The following is a 19123-nucleotide window of genomic DNA, read 5'->3' as shown; positions in this document are numbered from 1 at the left end:
CCGAATCAGAGTCGGCCGGATGATGTGACCGCCGCGCACATGGTGGTGTGCGGTGACGACGGGCTCGCGCACCGGCTGGCCGCCGAACTGCGCGGGGTGTACGGCGAGCAGGTCACGCTCGTCGTGCCGTCGGCCGAGCGCACCGTACGCCCGCCGGTCGTCGGACGTGCCCGCGCGGCCTCGGCGCTGCTGGACCGGGTGGTGAACGCGGCCGTCAACCGGGGCGCCGGCACCGGCACTTCGGGTGACCCCGCCGGGGGCGAGCCGGTGCTCGTGGAGGCCGCGGAGGCGACCGAGAGCGTGCTCGCCGAGGCGGGTGTGGACCGGGCGGCCGCCCTCGCCCTCGTGTACGACGACGACGAGACCAACATTCGCGCCGCCCTCACCGCCCGCCGTCTCAATCCCACGCTGCGGCTCGTACTGCGGCTCTACAACCGGCGGTTGGGGCAGCACATCGAGGAACTCCTCGACCAGGCGGCCGCGTTGGCGACCGGTGGCACGACGGGGCCCGCCGCGGTGTTCGACGCCTCCACGACCGTGATGTCCGACGCCGACACGGCCGCACCCGCGCTGGCCGCGAGCGCCGTCGCCGGCACCAGCAAGGTCGTACAGACCGACGGGCTGATGCTGCGCGCGGTGGAACGGCCGGTGCCCCGGCCCGGCGAGACGGCCGACCCGGGGCTGGCCACGCTGGCGCTGCTGTCCGCGACGCACAACGACCCGGCCGGCGACCCGAACGGTCCCGAGAGCGGGGAGCAGGGGCCTCTGTTGCTGCCCGACGCGGCGACGGTGCGGGACGCCGTCGGGCGCGGAACCGTCGTACTGGAGCAGGTGTCGTACTCCGGGCCGTCGCTGCCCTCCGGGCGCTCGATCGTGCCGCCGTTCGCCTCGCTGTTCTCGCGGCGGCTGCGGTGGTCGCTGGCCGGGCTGGTGGGGTGCGTGTTCGCACTCGCGGTCGCGTTGGCGCTGGTCACCGGCGATCATCCGCTGCACGCGACCTACCTGACGCTGCTCGACCTGTTCGCCATCAACGACCCCGCCGTCGGCGCGTCCACCGGCCGGCAGATCCTCCAACTCCTCTCCGGGCTGGTCGGGTTGCTGCTCCTTCCGGTGCTGCTCGCCGCGGTGCTCGAAGCGCTGGGCACCTTCCGGACCGCGTCCGCGCTGCGCAAGCCGCCGCGCGGGCTCGGCGGACACGTCGTGCTGCTGGGGCTGGGGAAGATCGGCACACGGGTGCTGACCCGGCTGCGCGAACTGCACATCCCCGTGGTGTGCGTCGAGTCCGACCCCGACGCGCGCGGACTCGCCACGGCACGGCGGCTGCGGGTGCCCGTGGTGCTCGGCGACGTCACCCAGGAGGGTGTCCTGGAGGCCGCCAAGATCCACCGCTCGAGCGCCCTGCTCGCGGTGACCAGCGCGGACACGACGAACCTGGAGGCCGTGCTGTACGCGCGGTCCGTACGGCCCGATCTGCGGGTCGTGCTCCGGCTGTACGACGACGACTTCGCGACGGCTGTGTACCGCACGCTCCGGGCCGCGCACCCGGGGGCGTCCACGCGGAGCCGGAGTGTGTCGCATCTGGCCGCGCCCGCTTTCGCCGGGGCGATGATGGGGCGGCAGATCCTGGGGGCGATTCCCGTCGAGCGGCGGGTGCTGTTGTTCGCTGCCGTGGAGGTGGGCGGGCATCCGCAGTTGGAGGGGAAGACGGTCGGAGAGGCGTTTCGGGCGGGGGCCTGGCGGGTGTTGGCGCTGGACACGGGTGCCTCCGGCGACGGGCGGGAGGAGCCCGCCGCGGAGGAGGCCTATGAGGAGCCGAGGTCGGCCAGGACTTCCGGGCTGGTGTGGGATCTGCCCGACACCTATGTGCTGCGGGGGTCGGACCGGGTGGTGCTGGCGGCTACCCGGCGGGGGTTGGCGGAGTTGCTGGGACGGCGGGCTCGGCGGGAGCGGGCGGGCGCGTAGGCGGCCTGCGCCGGGGCTGGGCGAGGTGGGTCGCGCAGCCCCGGCGGCACGGGGTGCCGCCCGCGCCCACCCGTGCCGCCCCGGCGGCACGACTGCCCGCGGCCTGGCGACCTCGGCCTCGGCTAGGCGCCCAAATGCCTCGCCGCGAAGTCCAGTTCCAGCCCCACCTGCTTGATGCGCTCCTCGACCACCAGCGAACCGTGTCCCGCGTCGTACCGGTACACCTCGTGCACGGCTCCCCTCTTCTCCAGCCGCTTCACGTAGTTGTCGATCTGGCGGATGGGGCAGCGGGGGTCGTTGACGCCGGCCGAGATGTACACGGGGGCCTTGACCTGGTCCACGTACGTCAGGGGGGAGGACGCCTCGAAGCGCTCCGGGACCTCCTCCGGGGTGCCGCCGAGCAGGGTGCGGTCCATGGCCTTCAGGGCTTCCATCTCGTCGTGGTACGCCGTGACGTAGTCGGCGACCGGGACCGCCGCGATGCCCAGGGTCCAGGCGCCGGGCTGGGTGCCGAGGCCGAGGAGGGTGAGGTAGCCGCCCCAGGAGCCGCCGGTGAGGATGAGGCGGGACGGGTCGGCGAGGCCGGAGGTGATCGCCCAGTCGCGGACCGCCGCGATGTCCTCCAGCTCGATGAGGCCGACCCGGTGCTTCAGGGCGTCGGTCCAGGCGCGGCCGTAGCCCGTGGAGCCACGGTAGTTGACGCGGACCACCGCGTACCCGTGGTCCACCCATGCCGCCGGGCCCGCGGCGAAGGCGTCGCTGTCGTGCCAGGTCGGGCCGCCGTGGATGTCGAAGACCGTGGGGAGCGGGCCGGTCGCGCCCGCCGGCTTCTGGACCAGGGCGTGGATGCGGCCGCCCGGGCCCTCCACCCACACGTCCGCCACGGGCACGGATCCCGGGGACTTCATGCCGGGCGGGTCGAGGACGACCTTGCCGGTCGTCGAGCGGACCGTCGACGGCTCGGCGGAGGAGGACCAGAGGTACTCCACGCTGCCGTCGGGGCGGGCCGTCGCCCCGGAGACCGAGCCGGCCGGGGTCGGGACCTTGACCAGGTCGCGGGTCGCCAGGTCGTAGCGGAAGAGCTCGCTGCGGGCCTCGAAGCTGTGCGCGATGAGCAGTCCGGTGCCGTCCGGGTACCACTCGGCGCTCACGTCGCCGGGCAGGTCCAGCTCGAGGTCGCTCTCCACCCCGGTCGCCACGTCCCAGACCAGGGGCTCCCAGCGGCCGCGCCGCTGATGCCCGATCAACAGCCTGGTGTCCCCGTCGACCGGCGCGAAGCCGAGTACTTCGAGGCCCAGCTCCTCGGTGCCGCCCTTGGTGTCGTCGAGTTCGGCGACCGCCGTGCCGTCGGGGCGCAGGACGCGCAGCGCCGAGTGCATCGCGTCGCCGTGCTCGGTGTGCTCGATCGCGATCAGCGAGCCGTCGTGGGAGAGGTCGCCGACGCCCGCGGACTCGCGGTGCCGGTAGATCTCCACCGGGTCCTCGCCGGTGCGGGCCACGTAGATCGTCGTGCCGTCCTCGTCGGTCGACCGGCCCACGACCGCCGTACGACCGTCCCGCCCGAGCGCCAGGCCCGACGGGTACGACGCCTCCAGGCCCGGCGTGGCGAGCTCGTCCTCGCCACCCCCGAAGGGCTGGCGGCGCCACACACCGAACTCGTCGCCGTCCTTGTCGTCGAACCACCACACCCAGGTGCCGTCCGGGGAGAGCACACCGTCCGTCGTGCCGTTCGGACGGTCGGTCACCTGGCGTTGTCCGCCCGTCGCACGGTCCCAGGCATACAGCTCGTACGTCCCCGTCGCGTTGGACACGAACAGGGAGCGGTCCGGTGCGTCCTGCGCCCAGTCGGGCAGCGACACCCGGGGCGCCCGGAAGCGCTGCTCCCAGTCCGGCATCTCCTCGTTCCGCTCGGCCGCGGCGGGCCCGTTGCTCTCAGTCATGACCCCATACTGCCTGCCCCGGCGGACAATGTGCTGGCCAGGTCCCCAGCCTGTGGACAACTTCGACCGGTCCCGTTGTCAGTGGCGGGGTGCAGACTTTTCGGCATGACCGATCTGCGCAAGACAGTCGAGAGATTCTGGGCCACGGCCGAGGCCCGGAACTGGAGTGCGTTCGAGGAGACCCTGGCCGAGGACGTCGTGTACACGCTGCCGCAGACGCGGGAGCTGATCAGCGGTCGGGACCGGTACGTCGAGTTCAACCGGGAGTATCCGGGCGACTGGCACCTGCGTATCGAGCGCATCGTCGCCGAGCCGGGGCAGGTCGTCACCTGGATCCACGTCACGGTGGGGCTGGAGGAGATGTACGCCATCTCCTTCTTCACCGGGGACGAGAGCGGCCGGATATCCGCCGTCACCGACTTCTGGCCGGAGCCCTACGAGCCACCGGCCGGCCGGGAGCACCTCGTCGAGCGGTACTGACCGGCGCGACCCCGCGGCCCGGCCCTCCGCGGGAGCCCCGTACCTTTGAAGGCGTGTACCGGTTTCTGCTGACGCCCCGTTGGTGGGGGATCAACGTCTTCGTGCTGCTCGCCATCCCCTTCTGCGTCTTCATGGGGTCGTGGCAGCTCAGCCGCTTCGAGGACCGGATGCAGGACCACCAGAGTGTCAGCTCCGCGGCCGGGTCCGGTGAGCAGAAGGCCGCCCGGCCGCTGGCCGAGCTGCTGCCCGTGGACAAGACGACCTCCGGCAGGCTCGTCACCGCGACGGGCCGGTACGACCGGCAGCTGCTCGTCCCGGACCGCGAGGTGGACGGCAAGAAGGGCTACTACGTCCTGACGCTGCTGCGCACCGACGGCGGCAAGGCCCTGCCCGTCGTCCGGGGCTGGCTGCCCGGCACCCCCGACTCGGCGAAGGCCCCGGCCGCGCCCACCGGCGACGTCAGCGTCACCGGTGCGCTCCAGGCGTCCGAGACACCGGGGAGCAACGGCGTCAGTGCGCAGGGCGGGCTGCCGTCCGGGCAGACCGCGGCGATCAGCGCGGCGTCGCTGGTGAACCTCGTGCCCTACGGCGTGTACGACGCGTGGATCACGCTCGCCGAGGCGGACTCCGGGATGACGGCCGTGCCGGCGGCGGCGCCGGCGGACACGGGGCTGGACCTGAAGGCGTTCCAGAACCTCGGGTACACCGGGGAGTGGTTCGTGTTCGCCGGGTTCGTGGTGTTCATGTGGTTCCGGCTGCTGCGGCGGGAGCTCGAGTTCGCGCGGGACGCGGAGCTGGGGCTGGTGCCGGACGAGGAGCCTGTCGCCGTGGACGCCGGGGCCAAGTGACGCGGGGCTGATGCTGCCGGGACAAAGTGACCCGGGGCTGATGCTCGGGGGCGGGCCCGGCAGCATGACGCCTTGAGGGCTCAGCCGGCGCCGGCCTTACGACGCCGCCAGCACGCCCGTCCAGTACACCGTCCCCGCACACGCGTTGGACACCGTCGCCGAGACGGACGGCGCCCCGCCCTCCGCCGTGTTCGTGACGATCACGCTGCCGTCGGCCGTGCCCTCCGTGAGCAGCTGGGTCGACGTGCCGGTGTCGCCACCGGTGGCGGTGCCGCCGTCGGCGCTGGTGTCCTCCGAGGGCGTCGGGTCGGGCGTCGGGTCGCCCGTGTCGCCGCCGGTGGTGGTGTCGCCGGTCGTGGGGCAGGTCTCCGAGGGCACCCAGGCGAACTTGACGTCGTAGGCGGAACCCGGCTTCAGCACCAGCGAGGTGACTTCGAGGGACGGGTCGGGCAGTGCGGCCGCCGCGTCCCCGGCGACATGCCGGGCCGTGGTGATCTTGGTGGCGTCCGCCGCGCCCTGCGGGGTCGGCGTGATCGAGCCGGGGCCGTTGACGGAACAGCTGGTGGTCGAGGTGTTGGTGATGTGGAAGGTGCCGTAGACGGCGCCGACGGAGTCGGGGGCGTCGACGCTCTGGGTGGCGGAGCCGAGCTCGACGGCCGTACAGGCGGGGACGCCTGCCGCGCTGGTCGCGGAGGGGTCGGCGCCGCTGCTCGCCCCCGTGCCGCTGCCGGTGCCCTTGCCCTTGTCCTGTTCCTTCTGCTCGCTCTTGCCCTTGTCCTCGGCCTTGCCGGCGGAGCCGCCGGACGTGCTCTCGCCGCCGTCGGGGTCCTTGCCCTCGCCCGCGCCGCCCTGGGCCTGGGAGTAGTGGCCCGCCATGGACGGGTCGGCGTCCGAGCCGGTGGAGTTGGAGACGTGCACGAGGGCCGGGATGGCGGTGCCGATGAAGAGGGCCGCGGCCGCCATGCCGACGACGGCCTGCCGCTTGCGCGCCCGCCGGGCGGGTACCGCCTTGCGCAGATGGTCCAGAGTGCCGTCGCGCGGCTCGATCTCCTGGACCACCTGGTGCAGCAGGCCGCGCAGTGCCAGCTCGTCCGAGTCGAGCCCCAGGGAGCTCTGGTCGTCGGGGCCGTGGTTCACAGTTCCGTTCCCAGCGTGCGATTGCTTCGGCGCCTGCTTGTCCGACGACTCTGTCGGCTCGCGCCATTCATAGGGCTCATGGGGGACGTGCAGATGACGCCGCCCGTCTTTGTCTCCGGTCATACCGGGGCCTCCATGGCGACCCGCAGAGCGGCGATGCCGCGCGAGCCGTACGCCTTGACGGAACCCAGCGATATCCCCAGCGTCTCGGCGACCTGGGCCTCGGTCATGTCCGCGAAGTAGCGCAGCACCAGGACCTCGCGCTGGCGGCGCTGCAGGCCCTTCATGGCCTTGATCAGGGAGTCGCGCTCCAGCTGGTCGTAGGCCCCCTCCTCGGCGCTCGCCATGTCCGGCATCGGCTTGGACAGCAGTTTCAGTCCGAGGATGCGGCGGCGCAGGGCCGAGCGGGAGAGGTTGACGACCGTCTGCCGCAGGTACGCGAGGGTCTTGTCCCGGTCGCGGACGCGCTTGCGCGCGGAGTGGACGCGGATGAACGCCTCCTGGACGACGTCCTCGCAGGAAGCGGTGTCGTCGAGGAGGAGGGCGGCGAGACGCAGCAGCGAGCTGTAGTGCGCCTGATAGGTCTCGGTGAGGTGGTCGACGGTGGTGCCGGCGGCCACGACGTCTTCGGCGCCGTCACGCTGACTGGGTATGCGGGCGGGCCGCGCTGCGGGCATGGGGGCGATCACCGGCATGCCACCGGGCGTGCCGGCCATGCGGGGTCGTAGGGACGGGCGGGGCGGCCGTAGGGCCGTACCGCGCGTCGCCGCTCTGAAGTCGAGAACCTCTGCCACGCCAGTTGGACACGCTTCCCCCCGTCAGGGTTGTACGCGGCCGACCGTCTTCTGCCAGGCAGCACAACTGACCGTGCGTCAAACGTGCTCATGCCCTACCCGCTCTTCCCCTGTGTCCTGAATGGCCAGGGCGTCCCCACGCCCTGTCAAGCGTCCCCGTGCCCCAAAGGGCGTTCGCAAAGACGCTCCCCGCCCTCCGCGCGGTTGCGGAGGACGGGGAGCCAAATCTTCGGATGCCGAGGCGGCTCGGTTCAAGTGGTCCGGACCATCGGCCGGCTCACACTTCAATACAGATCCTACAAATGTACGCGGTTTCAGCCAGGACTTTTCCGGCGGTAACCCTTTACCTCAACACACGTCACACCAGATCAAGCGCACGAGGCCGCTCAGGCGTCACCGGAACTCCGCCGCCACCAACTCCGCGATCTGCGCGGTGTTGAGCGCCGCCCCCTTGCGCAGGTTGTCCCCGCACACGAAGAGTTCGAGCGCGGTCGGGTCGTCGAGCGCCCGCCGTACCCGTCCGACCCAGGTCGGATCGGTGCCCACGACATCGGCGGGCGTGGGGAACTCCCCCGCCTGCGGGTTGTCGAAGAGGACGACGCCCGGTGCTGTGGCGAGGATCTCGCGCGCCTTGTCGACGGTGACCTCGCCCTCGAAGCGGGCGTGGACGGTCAGCGAGTGCGTGGTGACGACCGGCACCCGTACGCAGGTCACCGCGACGGGCAGCCGGGGCAGTCCTAGGATCTTGCGCGACTCGTCGCGCACCTTCATCTCCTCCGAGGACCAGCCGTCCTCGCGCAGCGATCCGGCCCACGGTACGACGTTCAGCGCGACCGGCTCCGGGAACGGCCCGGTGTTGTCCCCCACGGCCCGGCGGACGTCGCCGGGGCTGGTCCCCAGTTCCGTGCCGGCGACCAGGGACAGCTGCTGGCGCAGCGTCTCGACCCCGGCGCGCCCGGCCCCGCTCACCGCCTGGTAGGAGGAGACGACCAGCTCGCGCAGCCCGAACTCGGCGTGCAGCGCGCCGAGGGCCACGATCATGGAGAGGGTCGTGCAGTTCGGGTTGGCGATGATGCCGCGCGGCCGGACGCGGGCCGCGTGCGGATTGACCTCGGGGACGACGAGGGGCACCTCCGGGTCCATCCGGAAGGCACCCGAGTTGTCCACCACCACCGCGCCCTTGGCGGCGGCGATCGGCGCCCACTCGGCGGCCACCTCGTCGGGTACGTCGAACATCGCGACGTCGACCCCGTCGAAGGCATCCTCCGACAGGGCCACCACCTCGACCTGCTCACCGCGCAGGGCCAGCTTGCGGCCGGCCGAGCGCGGTGAGGCGATCAGACGGATCTCGCCCCAGATGTCCGCGTGCTGGGACAGGATCTGGAGCATGACCGTGCCGACGGCTCCGGTCGCACCCACGACCGCGAGCGTCGGTCGTACGGACCCCGTCCCTGCCATCAGCGTCCCGTGCCTCCGTAGACGACGGCCTCGTCGCTGTCGGAGTCGAGCCCGAAGGCCGAGTGCACGGCGCGGACGGCCTCGGGGACGTCGTCCTGGCGGGTGACGACCGAGATGCGGATCTCGGAGGTCGAGATCAGCTCGATGTTCACGCCCGCGTCGGACAGCGCCTGGAAGAAGGAGGCGGTGACGCCCGGGTTGGTCTTCATTCCGGCGCCGACCAGCGAGATCTTGCCGATCTGGTCGTCGTAGCGCAGCGACTCGAAGCCGATCGTGCCCTTCGCCTTCTCCAGGGCGTCGATGGCCTTGCGGCCCTCGGTCTTGGGGAGGGTGAAGGAGATGTCCGTCAGACCGGTGGAGGCCGCGGACACGTTCTGCACGATCATGTCGATGTTGATCTCGGCGTCCGCGACGGCGCGGAAGATCACCGCGGCCTCGCCCGGCTTGTCCGGGACTCCGACAACCGTGATCTTGGCTTCGGAGACGTCGTGGGCGACTCCGGAGATGATGGCGTGCTCCACCTGCTGGTCCCCTTGCGACTCGGGCTTCTCGTTGCTGACCCAGGTGCCCGGCAGTCCGGAGAAGGACGAGCGGACGTGGATCGGGATGTTGTAACGGCGTGCGTACTCGACGCAGCGGTGCAGCAGCACCTTGGAACCGGAGGCGGCGAGCTCCAGCATGTCCTCGGAGGAGATCCAGTCGATCTTCTTCGCCTTCTTCACCACCCGCGGGTCGGCGGTGAACACGCCGTCGACGTCGGTGTAGATCTCGCACACCTCGGCGTCGAGGGCGGCGGCCAGCGCCACGGCCGTGGTGTCGGAGCCACCGCGCCCGAGCGTGGTGATGTCCTTCTTGTCCTGGCTGACGCCCTGGAACCCGGCGACGATGGCGATGTTGCCCTCGTCCAGAGCGGTCCGGATCCGGCCGGGCGTGACGTCGATGATCCGCGCTTTGTTGTGGACCGAGTCGGTGATCACGCCTGCCTGGCTGCCGGTGAAGCTCTGGGCCTCGTGCCCCAGGTTTTTGATCGCCATGGCCAGCAGTGCCATGGAGATCCGCTCTCCGGCGGTCAGCAGCATGTCGAACTCACGCCCGGCAGGCATCGGGGATACCTGCTCGGCGAGATCGATCAGCTCGTCCGTCGTGTCGCCCATCGCGGAAACCACCACGACCACCTGGTGGCCGTTCTTCTTGGCTTCCACGATTCGCTTGGCGACGCGCTTGATGCCCTCGGCATCGGCTACGGAGGAGCCTCCGTACTTCTGCACGACAAGGCCCACGTGCGCTCCTCGCTCAGTCAGTCTGTGTATTCGCAGTCCACACATACGCATATGTACTGCGCTCGGCTCAGTCTATCGAGCGCCCTAAATCCGCCCCTGAGGTATCGCATGGTGAGATTCGGGCGCCCAGGTCAGCGCATGCCCAGAAGGAACCCTCGGGAAAAGTGCCAAGCGTCACAGGAGATGCCTGTGAGTTAAGTTTCAAGCACTAGGGTGCGCGGTGTGCACGTACTTCTCGTGGAAGACGATGAGCCGGTCGCCCAGTCCCTGCGCCGTGGTCTGACCCGCTACGGCTTCGAGGTCGACTGGGTCACCACGGGCGCCGCCGCCCTGGCCCACCCCGAGCCCTACGACGTCGTACTCCTCGACCTCGGCCTGCCCGACACCGACGGCCTCGACGTCTGCAAGGCCCTCCGGGAACGCGGCGACGTGCCGATCATCGTGATCAGCGCGCGCAGCGACGAGACGGACCGGGTGGTGGGCCTGGAGCTCGGCGCCGACGACTACGTGTCCAAGCCGTTCGGCGTGCGGGAGGTCATCGCGCGGATACGAGCGGTGATGCGGCGCATGCAGCCCCGTACCTCCGCGGCCGAGAACGCACCGGACCGCTACGGCTCGCGCCTCACCGTCGACCGCAAGGCCGCCCGCGTCCGCCTGGACGGCGAGGAGGTCGCGCTGGCCCCCAAGGAGTACGACCTGCTGGCCTTCCTCACCGAGGAGCCGGGCGCGCTGATGTCGCGCGAGCAGATCATGGAGGCGGTCTGGGACGCGAACTGGTTCGGGCCGACGAAGACGCTGGACGTGCACGTGGCGGCGCTGCGGCGGAAGCTGAAGGGCGCGATCACGATCGAGGCGGTGCGCGGGGTCGGGTTCCGGCTGGAGATCGCGGCAGACGGCGGTAGCGGCGCCTCATGAACCGGCAGCTCATCCGCAGCTACATCCTGCTCGTCGCGGTGGCCATCCTCCTGTTCACGGTGCCGGTCGCCTTCACGCTCACCAAGCAGCTGCGGGACGACACCGAGCTGTCCGTCCAGCGCGAGGCGACCACCATGGCGCTGCTGCTCGGCGACGGCGACGAGGCGTCGTGCCGGGCGCTGACGAAGATGGCCGAGGCGTACGCCGACGAGACGAAGGACGAGGTCCAGGTCACCGCCACCGACCGGTGCGCGGCGGACCTACCCCGCCCCCGGCAGGACGCGGCGCTGACGAAGGCCCGGGAGGAGGGACACTCGACCACCGACTGGGGCTCGGACTTCATCTGGGGCCGCGAGCTGGTGATCACGGTCCCCGCGAAGAACGACGGCCAGGCCGTCGGCGCCGTACGGATCGTCTACTCGACGTCGGGCCTCACCCGCAGGCTGTGGACGATCTGGGGCTTCCGGGCGGGCCTCGCGGTGGCGGTGCTCGGTGTGGCGGCACTGATCGGCGCGGTGGTGGCCCGCCGACTGACCCGCCCGCTGCGCGAACTCAACGCCATGGCGAGCAAGTTCAGCGACGGCGACCTGACCGCTCGTTCGCCGGTGACCGGCCCGCCGGAGACCCAGACGCTGGCCCGCACCCTCAATCAGGGCGCGGAACGCCTGGACACGCTGGTCGCCTCGCAGCGCATCTTCGTGGCGGACGCATCCCACCAACTCCGTACGCCGCTCACGGCCTTGAGGCTGTCGCTGGACAACATCGCGGACGGCGTGGACGACGAGTTCGTACGGGAGGACGTGGAGCAGGCGACCGCCGAGGTGGTCCGGATGAGCCGCCTGGTCAACGGCCTGCTGGTGCTGGCGCGGGCCGAGGCGAAGGTGACGGCCGCCGAGCCGCTGTCCCTGCCCGACCTCGTGAACGAGCGTCTTGCGGTGTGGAGGCCGGCCGCCGACGAGCGCGGAGTCACCGTCGCGCTCAGGGGGAGTATCGACGGCCGGCTGCTGGTGCTGACCAGCCCCGGGCATCTGGACCAGGTGCTGGACAACGTGCTCTCGAACGCCCTGGAGGTCTCACCCGACGGCGGCACGATCACCGTACGGATGGAGTCCCAGGGCGAGGAAGTGGTGCTGTCGGTTCTCGACGGGGGCCCCGGCATGTCGGACCCGGAGAAGTCCCGCGCCTTCGACCGCTTCTGGCGCGGCCAGGGCCTGACCGGCCGCTCCGGCTCCGGGCTGGGCCTCGCCGTCGTCAAGCAGTTGGTGACGGACGACGGCGGGACCGTGACACTCCGGGACGCTCCCGGCGGCGGGCTGTGCGTGGAGATCCGGCTGCGGGCCGCGAACCGGTGAGGGCTCGACCGGTGAGGGCTCGACCGGTGAGGGCTCGACCGGTGAGGCTCAGCTCTCCGGCATCGCCGAGGAGTGGTGGTTGACGATCAGCCACTCGCCGTCGATCTTCTCGTACGCGTACGTGTACCGCGCCTCGACGACGCGCTTCTCGCCGGTGTCGTGGTCGGTGAGCGTGAACTCGTAGACGCCGGTGTCGATGGCGGAGTTGCTGTCGAGGACGTTCACGATCGTGTCGATCTTCTTGCCGACCGGCTTGTTCTCCATGAAGTGGTTGAAGTAGTCGACGATCTCGGCACGGTCGGTGCGGACCTGGTTGGAGACGGTGGGCAGGAGGACCGCGTTCTTCGCGTACAGGTCCGCCACCTTGTCCGAGTCACCGGTCTGCAGGGCGGCGTTCCAGCCGTCGAACAGGGCGGCGATCTGCTTCTTGCTCGGCTTCGAGTCCGAGCCGGCCAGGCTGACGCCGGCGGTGATGGTGCCGACGGCGACGGCGGCGGTGGCGGCGACGATGGCTGCGCGCTTGGTTATGGAACGACGGGTCATCGTGGTCTCCAGCGGTAGTGCGAGGTGGGGTTTCTCCCTCCGCGTTCGCTGCGGTGTGGAGTGACTCCAGACTCTCTTTCCGCTGGTTAGGGCCCGTGCAGCCGAGATACAGGGCAGAGACAGGACTCTGCCAATTGACGTTCCGTAGGGGTGCGGTTACGCGGCGCTCTGCCGACTCCGCAGCAGGCTCACCCCGGCGCCCATGGACACTACGCCCATCCCGACGGCCGTCATGACACCCTGCGCCCCGTCCACGGCGAACGGCGCGACCGCGGCGACGGCGAGGTTGAACAGGAAGAGGAACCACAGGGCGGGCTTGGAGGAGAGCAGCGACTTCATGGCGATGTCCTTGGGGGTGAGGGCCGTTGCGGGCCGGTTGACCTTATGCCCTCAACCATTCCGTTTTCCGGCCGCCGCCACGAGGGAGTGCTCTCCCGAAGAGATGGTGTAGCCGGCTACACCATGGGCGGCCCGTCGCCGGTCGACGCGGAGCCGATGTCACCGCCTGCGGCGATGGAACGCTCGCCGGGGGCGGTCACGTTCCGGGCCTGCGGAGCGCCGGGGGCGGCGGAGGGTGTCGCAGGCGGCGCGGGCAGGACTGCTCCGTCGCCCGTGGCCACCGCCCCGATGTTCCCGCCCGCGGCGACGGACCGCGCACCACGCGCGGTGACCGACGCCCCCGGGGCTCCGGAGGCTCCGGAGGCTCCCGAGAACAGGGCGTAAATGGTGAGCGCCAGCCCCACCAGCCCCGCCGCTCCCCCGGCCACACTCGCCCACGGATCCGCCGCGTCGACGTCCAGCACACCGCCCACGACGAGCCCCGCCGCTCCCGCGGCACAGAGCCCGATCCCCGTCCACATCAGCGCCTTCAACTGCCCTGTCATACGGCCATGATGGCGCCCGGGACGGCCGAGGCGCAGAGGGTTGGCCCGGTGCTTCGCACCGGAGATGATGCCGATCATGGCGACGAGCGGGTGGGTGGGGGACGTACTGCTGGCGGCGATCGTGCTGCTCGGATCGTCCGTGCAGTGGCTCACCGGCATGGGCTTCGCCCTGGTCGCCGTTCCTGCGCTCGTGCTGCTGATCGGACCGGCCGAGGGGGTCGTCCTCGCCAACTGTGCCGCCGGGGCCATCAGTGTCGTGGGGCTCGCGGGCGGCTGGCGGCGGGTACGGCCGGGCGCGATGGTGCCCTTGTGCCTGGCGGCGGCGTGCACGGTGCCGGCGGGGACGTGGCTGACACGTCAACTGCCGGAGCCGGTACTGCTGTTGGTCATGGGCGGGTTGGTGACGGCGGCCGTGGTGTTGGTGATGCGCGGCGCTCGCGTGCCGGCGCTGCGAGGCACGCGGGGTGCTCTGGCGGCCGGTGCCGTGGGCGGCTTCATGAACTCGGCGGCGGGGGTGGGCGGGCCACCGGTTTCCCTGTACGCGGTCAACGCCGGTTGGACGGTGAGCGAGTTCGTGCCCAACGCACAGTTCTACGGGGTGGTGGTGAACGCGTTCTCCGTGGCGTCGAACGGGGTGCCGCAGCTGAGTACGCCGAGGTGGGTGGCCGTCGTCGCGGCGATGGCCGTGGGCGGAGTGATCGGCAGGGGGCTCGCGGGACGGATGCCGGAGGAACGAGCCCGTTTGCTGGTGCTGTCGCTGGCGTTGGCGGGCGGGGTCACGGCGTTGGGAAAGGGGGTGTGGGGGCTGTGACCAGCTCAGTCGGTACCCCGCCGGCTTCCGCTTCCCGGTCACGACGGGCATGGGCTTTTGCCCGTGCCCAACTGCACGCGGCGCTCATCAGTTTGCGCCGAACAGCGACGTGAGGCCCTGGTCGAGGACCACGCCCACGACCTCGCTGCCCGGCTCGACCACGGTGTACGTGCGCAACAGGAAGCGGCGCAGGACGAGCGTGTCGAACCGGATCATCGCGACGCCCTGCGGCGAGTGGAACTCCACGACCGTGCGGAACTGTCCCGAGGGCCGGATGTGCACGATGCCGATCCCGGCGGCGGTGCCGAGTCCCTCTTCCAGCAGCGCTCGGGCGAAGGTCCAGGTCACTTCCTCGCCGTCGAGCGTGACATGGGCCGGGAAGTCGAGGTGCACGGCGAGAGGGTCGGCGGAGGTGTAGCGGAGAGTGGCCGGTACCGCGCGCTCCTGGTCGTCGGAGGTGACCAGGCTGGCGCCCACAGGCTGTTCCAGGGTGATGTTCATGCCTCTGAGAGCGTGCGGAGGGCTCCCTGATTACGCCGTTTCCGGAGTCGAACAGTGTGAGCTGCGGCACGTTTTGGGAATTAGTTGAGACATTTACGAATGCGGATTACAAACTCCTCGCATGAACGACGGTGCCACCGCCACGTACGCCCGGCTCTACGAGGAACAGCAACCCCGCCTCGTCGCGTACGCACGCTCGCTCACCAAGAACGCCTGGGCCGCCGAGGATCTCGTCGCCGAGGCGCACTTCCGCGTGTGGCGGCGGCTGTCCGCCGGGCACGAGATCGACAACGTCCCCGCGTATCTCATGACGACGGTGCGACACCTCGCGACCGCCGCCGGGAGCGCCGTACGCGAGACCCCGCGGGATCCGCAGGTCCCCGAGCAGGTCGAGCGCGGCACGCACCGGGACGACCCTGCCGACCCGGCCGAGCAGGTGTCCTCCGTCGACCTGCTGGTGCGCGTGCTGGGGCAGTTGCCCGAGCGCTGGGTGAAGGCGCTGTGGCTGGCCGAGGCGGAGGGACAGCCGCTGGCGGCGGTCGGCTCGCAGATCGGGTCCAACCAGGGCGCGACGGCGGTGCTGCTGCACCGGGCCCGCGAGGGCATGCGGCAGGCCTTCCTACAGGTGCAGACCGGCGCTCCCGACGACCCCGCGTGTCAGGTCCACTGGGCGCGTATGCCCGCCTATGTGCGCGGTAGCGCGACGTCGCGGCAGTCCGAGCGCCTGCTCGGCCACGTGGACGCGTGCGACGACTGCCGCGGGCGGCTCGCGGTCCTGGTCCACGCCAACAACCGGCTGCCCGCGCTCGTCGGTCCGGCGCTGCTCGTGTTCGTGCTGGGCGGCGCGGGCAAGTTCCTCCTGCCGTTCGCCGCCGGGTCCGCCGGTGCCGCGGTCACGGCGGGCGGGCAGGGCGGCGGGCTGCTGCACGGGGTACGCGATGCCGTGACCGGTGGCTCGAAGGTGCCGGCCGCGGTCGGGGCCGGAGCGACCGTGACGGGTCTTGCCGTTGCGATCCTCATCTCGCTCGGCGCACTCGACCCCTCTTCGGTTCCGGTTCCGTCGGAGAAGGTGCCGGTGGCCGAGGCTCCGGTGGCGAAGGTGCCGGTGGCTCAACCGCCGCAGGGCCCGGCCGCGGAAGCGACCGAGGACCGCGGCACATCCGCCGGAACGGCCGACGGCGTCGGTTCGACCCGTGGCACCTCGGTCCTGCTGCGGGCGGCCGATGAGCCGACGGGAGGCACGGGGAACGCGGAGAACGCGGAGTCGGCGCCTTCAGGGGCCCAACAGGGGGCAGAGCAAGGGGAAGGGGAGGAGCGCGAGACGGCCGGGGGCGGGGCCCCTGAGACCGAGCTCCCGCAGGCAGAGGCTCCGGACGGCGAGGCCCCGGAAGCCGAAACCCCGGTCGCCGTAGTGCCCCCGGCCGCCGAGGTCCCGGAAACGGAGACCCCTCAGACGGAAGCCCCGGAACCCGAGACTCCCGTCACTGAAACTCCCGTCACTGAAACTCCCGTCACCGAGACTCCCGTAACGGAGACTCCGGCCGCCGAAACCCCGGAACCCGAAACCCCTGCCACCGAGGCACCGGAGACGGAAACCCCCCACACGGAAGCCCCGGAACCCGAGACTCCCGTAACGGAGACTCCCGTCACCGAGACTCCCGCCCCCGAGGCGCCAGTTACGGAAACCCCGGAGCCCGAAACCCCGGTGGTGCCGTTGCCCGAGACCACGCCCGAGCCGGATCCCGTCACCCCGACTCCCGTGGATCCCGCACCCGTTGAGGAGACTCCGGTTCCGCAGCCGACGCCCTCGGACCCGGGCGGCGACTGCGGGTAGCGGGTACTGACGGCTGGTAGCGGGGCTGACGGCGGGTTACTGGGGCTGGTGCAGGCCCAGCGGTCCGCCGATCTCCTCCGCCATCACGCGGCCCGCCTCGAACTCCAGCGTGTCGTCGCCCATTGCCTGGTCGGTGTCGAGGCCGTCCAGCTCCTCCAGGGGCTGGTTGAGCCGCACATGCGCCACCACCGACTGCAGCGCGCGCAGCGTCGCCGACGCCGTGGAGCCCCAGTTGGAGAAGTAGGAGAACTGCCACCACCACATGGCCTCCGTGGTGCGGCCGGCCTTGTAGTGGGCCATGCCGTGACGGAGGTCGGTGATGACGTCGGTGAGGTCGTCGGAGATACGGGCCGGGACCGGGGCCTTGCGGGGCTCGTAGGGGTCGAAGACCTCGGAGTAGACGTCGATGGGTTCGAGAAGGCGGGCGAGGTTCTCGCGCAGGTCGTCCACGTCGGCTTCCGGGCCCAGGTCCGGTTCGTAGCGCTCGTCGGGGAGGATGTCCTCGTGGGCGCCGAGGCGGCCGCCGGCCAGGAGGAGCTGGGAGACCTCCAGGAGGAGGAAGGGGACCGCCGAGTCCGGCTCGTCGCCCTTCGCGACCTCCGTGACGGCCACCAGGAAGCTCTCGACCTGGTCCGCGATCTGGACCGCGAAGTCGTCGGGTTGCTGGGCTGTCGCGTGCAGCGTGGCGTCAGACATCTAGGAGTCGTCTCCCCTCGAAGGCACGGCCGAGGGTCACCTCGTCCGCGTATTCCAGGTCGCCACCCACCGGGAGGCCGCTGGCCAGGCGGGTGACCTTGAGGCCCATGGGCTTGATCATGCGGGCGAGGTACGTGGCCGTCGCCTCGCCTTCGAGATTCGGGTCCGTGGCGAGGATCAGCTCGGTGACCGTGCCGTCCGCGAGACGCGCCAGGAGTTCCCTTATGCGCAGGTCGTCGGGGCCGACTCCCTCGATCGGGCTGATCGCGCCGCCCAGGACGTGGTACTTGCCCCGGAACTCGCGCGTGCGCTCGATCGCCACGACGTCCTTCGGTTCCTCGACCACGCAGATCACCGAGAGATCGCGGCGTGGGTCACGGCAGATGTTGCACAGCTCCTCCTGTGCGACGTTGCCGCAGGTCGCGCAGAAGCGGACCTTCGCCTTGACCTCCATCAGGCACTGCGCGAGACGCCGTACGTCCGTCGGTTCCGCCTGGAGGATGTGGAAGGCGATCCGCTGCGCGCTCTTGGGACCGACGCCGGGCAGCCGCCCCAGTTCGTCGATGAGGTCCTGGACCACGCCTTCGTACAACGGACTGCCCGTCCTTCCTGGGTTCCTTCTGTACGTACGGTAGTTGGCCGGTGCCCGTCTTAGAAAGGCAGGTCGGGCACCGGTTTGGTGCAACCCGGGGTTACCGGGTGTGACCGGCGGCGCCGGTGGAGGCCGCTAGAACGGCAGACCGGGGATGCCACTGCCGCCTCCGAGGCCCTGGGCCAGCGGGCCGAGCTTCTGCTGCTGGAGGGTCTGCGCGTTCTCGTTGGCCGCCTGTACGGCCGCCACGACCAGGTCGGCGAGGGTCTCGGTGTCGTCCGGGTCCACCGCCTTCGGGTCGATCTTCAGCGCGCGGAGCTCGCCGGCGCCGGTGACGGTGGCCCGTACCAAGCCGCCGCCTGCCTGGCCGTCGACCTCGGTCCTGGCGAGTTCCTCCTGCGCGTTCGCCAGGTCCTGTTGCATCTTCTGGGCCTGCTGCAGCAGCTGCTGCATGTTGGGCTGGCCACCACCGGGGATCACGATCAGCTCCTTGGTCTGTACGGAGTTCCCGTCAGCACGAGCCTACGTGCTCCCGGCAGGCATCGCCCCAGCACTCTTTCGAGTGAGTGGGCCGGGAATCCTATACCTGATCAAGGGACTCTTCCGGGCGGAAAAGAGACGAAAGCTACGCCTTCGCCACCCATTGGGCGGTAGGAAGGATGCGGCGCATCAGCACCAGGCGTCACGGTGTGACGCGTGCCGTGTCACAGAACGTGATCGGTCGGGATCAGGGTTCGGTCGGGATCAGGGTAGGGAGTGCCGGGTGGGTCAGCCGGAGATGCAGCCCGAGGGTCCGCCTCAGGACGGCCGGGGCGAGGGCGCGGCCGGGCTGCGGCCGGGCGATCTGACCGGGCGGGCGTTTCCGCTCGGGGACTGGGGCGAGCCCGCCGTGCGGCTGGACGAGCTGTACCGGTGGGTGGAGCGCGGGGCGCTGGAGACGGCGTCCTGGTATCTCGCGGACCGGGTGTGGAAGCGGCGGGGGGCGCGGCGGGGATCCGGCGGGGCGATCTGTCCGGGGGGGCGTTTCCGCTGGGGGACTGGGGGGAGCACGCCGTGCGGCTGGACGAGTTGTACCGGTGGGTGGAGCGCGGGGCGC

At 71.0% G+C, this 19123-nt stretch carries 19 protein-coding genes and 1 pseudogene; 8 read left to right on the top strand and 12 right to left on the bottom strand.

What is annotated here, in order from left to right; translation table 11 throughout:
* Positions 1-39: 39 nt before the first annotated feature.
* Positions 40-1962, top strand: a complete 1923-nt coding sequence (locus ADK57_RS42625) for an NAD-binding protein (RefSeq protein ID WP_053755155.1) — start codon at positions 40-42, stop codon at positions 1960-1962.
* 122 nt (positions 1963-2084) lie between these two features.
* Here ADK57_RS42625 and ADK57_RS42620 read toward each other — a convergent pair whose 3' ends face one another.
* Positions 2085-3902, bottom strand: a complete 1818-nt coding sequence (locus ADK57_RS42620; RefSeq protein ID WP_053755136.1) for a prolyl oligopeptidase family serine peptidase — start codon at positions 3900-3902, stop codon at positions 2085-2087.
* A gap of 105 nt (positions 3903-4007) precedes the next feature.
* Here ADK57_RS42620 and ADK57_RS42615 point away from each other — a divergent pair, with 105 nt between their 5' ends.
* Both ADK57_RS42615 and ADK57_RS42610 read left to right on the top strand, forming a co-directional pair.
* Positions 4008-4382 carry a nuclear transport factor 2 family protein gene (locus ADK57_RS42615; RefSeq protein WP_053755135.1) on the top strand — a complete coding sequence of 125 codons (375 nt, stop codon included), beginning with the start codon at positions 4008-4010 and terminating at the stop codon, positions 4380-4382.
* A gap of 53 nt (positions 4383-4435) precedes the next feature.
* On the top strand, positions 4436-5230 hold the full coding sequence (locus tag ADK57_RS42610; protein ID WP_053755134.1) for an SURF1 family protein: 795 nt from the start codon (positions 4436-4438) through the stop codon (positions 5228-5230).
* A gap of 96 nt (positions 5231-5326) precedes the next feature.
* Here ADK57_RS42610 and ADK57_RS42605 read toward each other — a convergent pair whose 3' ends face one another.
* The 4 genes from ADK57_RS42605 to ADK57_RS42590 all read right to left on the bottom strand — a co-directional run bounded on the left by ADK57_RS42605 (position 5327) and on the right by ADK57_RS42590 (position 9899).
* Positions 5327-6367 carry a hypothetical protein gene (locus ADK57_RS42605; RefSeq protein WP_053755133.1) on the bottom strand — a complete coding sequence of 347 codons (1041 nt, stop codon included), beginning with the start codon at positions 6365-6367 and terminating at the stop codon, positions 5327-5329.
* Positions 6368-6486: 119 nt separating this feature from the next.
* Positions 6487-7062, bottom strand: a complete 576-nt coding sequence (locus ADK57_RS42600; protein ID WP_053755154.1) for a SigE family RNA polymerase sigma factor — start codon at positions 7060-7062, stop codon at positions 6487-6489.
* Positions 7063-7554: 492 nt separating this feature from the next.
* The gene (locus tag ADK57_RS42595) at positions 7555-8619 is read right to left on the bottom strand and encodes an aspartate-semialdehyde dehydrogenase (protein ID WP_053755132.1); all 1065 of its coding nucleotides are present in this window, start codon (positions 8617-8619) and stop codon (positions 7555-7557) included.
* Positions 8619-9899 (bottom strand): aspartate kinase, encoded by a 1281-nt coding sequence (locus tag ADK57_RS42590; protein ID WP_053755131.1) that lies wholly within the window; start codon positions 9897-9899, stop codon positions 8619-8621. Before ADK57_RS42590 ends, ADK57_RS42595 begins: the two co-directional genes overlap by 1 nt.
* Positions 9900-10121: 222 nt before the next feature.
* On the opposite strand from ADK57_RS42590, the gene ADK57_RS42585 reads away from it, so the two are divergent.
* The gene (locus ADK57_RS42585; RefSeq protein ID WP_053755153.1) at positions 10122-10814 is read left to right on the top strand and encodes a response regulator transcription factor; all 693 of its coding nucleotides are present in this window, start codon (positions 10122-10124) and stop codon (positions 10812-10814) included.
* A complete protein-coding gene (locus ADK57_RS42580; protein WP_053755130.1) occupies positions 10811-12166 on the top strand; it encodes a sensor histidine kinase in 1356 nt (451 codons plus the stop codon). Before ADK57_RS42585 ends, ADK57_RS42580 begins: the two co-directional genes overlap by 4 nt.
* A gap of 48 nt (positions 12167-12214) precedes the next feature.
* On the opposite strand, the gene ADK57_RS42575 is transcribed toward ADK57_RS42580, so the two are convergent.
* The 3 genes from ADK57_RS42575 to ADK57_RS42565 all read right to left on the bottom strand — a co-directional run bounded on the left by ADK57_RS42575 (position 12215) and on the right by ADK57_RS42565 (position 13593).
* Complete coding sequence (locus ADK57_RS42575) at positions 12215-12709, bottom strand: SgcJ/EcaC family oxidoreductase (protein ID WP_053755129.1); 495 nt, start codon at positions 12707-12709, stop codon at positions 12215-12217.
* 156 nt (positions 12710-12865) lie between these two features.
* Positions 12866-13048 carry a hypothetical protein gene (locus ADK57_RS42570; protein WP_053755128.1) on the bottom strand — a complete coding sequence of 61 codons (183 nt, stop codon included), beginning with the start codon at positions 13046-13048 and terminating at the stop codon, positions 12866-12868.
* A gap of 116 nt (positions 13049-13164) precedes the next feature.
* Positions 13165-13593 carry a hypothetical protein gene (locus ADK57_RS42565; protein ID WP_234390584.1) on the bottom strand — a complete coding sequence of 143 codons (429 nt, stop codon included), beginning with the start codon at positions 13591-13593 and terminating at the stop codon, positions 13165-13167.
* A gap of 76 nt (positions 13594-13669) precedes the next feature.
* On the opposite strand from ADK57_RS42565, the gene ADK57_RS42560 reads away from it, so the two are divergent.
* Positions 13670-14404: a sulfite exporter TauE/SafE family protein gene (locus tag ADK57_RS42560; RefSeq protein ID WP_107091786.1), complete on the top strand. Its 735-nt coding sequence runs from the start codon at positions 13670-13672 to the stop codon at positions 14402-14404.
* An 87-nt stretch (positions 14405-14491) separates the two neighbouring features.
* On the opposite strand, the gene ADK57_RS42555 is transcribed toward ADK57_RS42560, so the two are convergent.
* Entirely contained in the window at positions 14492-14905 is a 414-nt protein-coding gene (locus ADK57_RS42555) for an SsgA family sporulation/cell division regulator (protein ID WP_053755126.1), read from the bottom strand.
* A 121-nt stretch (positions 14906-15026) separates the two neighbouring features.
* Here ADK57_RS42555 and ADK57_RS42550 point away from each other — a divergent pair, with 121 nt between their 5' ends.
* Positions 15027-16739: a sigma-70 family RNA polymerase sigma factor gene (locus ADK57_RS42550; protein WP_053755125.1), complete on the top strand. Its 1713-nt coding sequence runs from the start codon at positions 15027-15029 to the stop codon at positions 16737-16739.
* A gap of 36 nt (positions 16740-16775) precedes the next feature.
* Here ADK57_RS42550 and ADK57_RS42545 read toward each other — a convergent pair whose 3' ends face one another.
* The 3 genes from ADK57_RS42545 to ADK57_RS42535 form a co-directional block, all read right to left on the bottom strand.
* Positions 16776-17435: a DUF5063 domain-containing protein gene (locus ADK57_RS42545; RefSeq protein WP_053755124.1), complete on the bottom strand. Its 660-nt coding sequence runs from the start codon at positions 17433-17435 to the stop codon at positions 16776-16778.
* The gene (recR, locus tag ADK57_RS42540; RefSeq protein ID WP_007383602.1) at positions 17428-18027 is read right to left on the bottom strand and encodes a recombination mediator RecR; all 600 of its coding nucleotides are present in this window, start codon (positions 18025-18027) and stop codon (positions 17428-17430) included. The genes ADK57_RS42545 and recR overlap by 8 nt, the downstream gene beginning before the upstream one ends.
* Before the next feature lie 135 nt (positions 18028-18162).
* On the bottom strand, positions 18163-18507 hold the full coding sequence (locus tag ADK57_RS42535) for a YbaB/EbfC family nucleoid-associated protein (protein ID WP_078973651.1): 345 nt from the start codon (positions 18505-18507) through the stop codon (positions 18163-18165).
* 283 nt (positions 18508-18790) lie between these two features.
* Here ADK57_RS42535 and ADK57_RS42530 point away from each other — a divergent pair.
* Positions 18791-19123: pseudogene (locus ADK57_RS42530) on the top strand (SLATT domain-containing protein); the annotation flags it as partial.

It is taken from the genome of Streptomyces sp. MMG1533, from assembly GCF_001279775.1.
In the GTDB taxonomy this organism is placed as follows: domain Bacteria; phylum Actinomycetota; class Actinomycetes; order Streptomycetales; family Streptomycetaceae; genus Streptomyces.
This window is presented reverse-complemented; position numbering and strand designations above follow the sequence as displayed.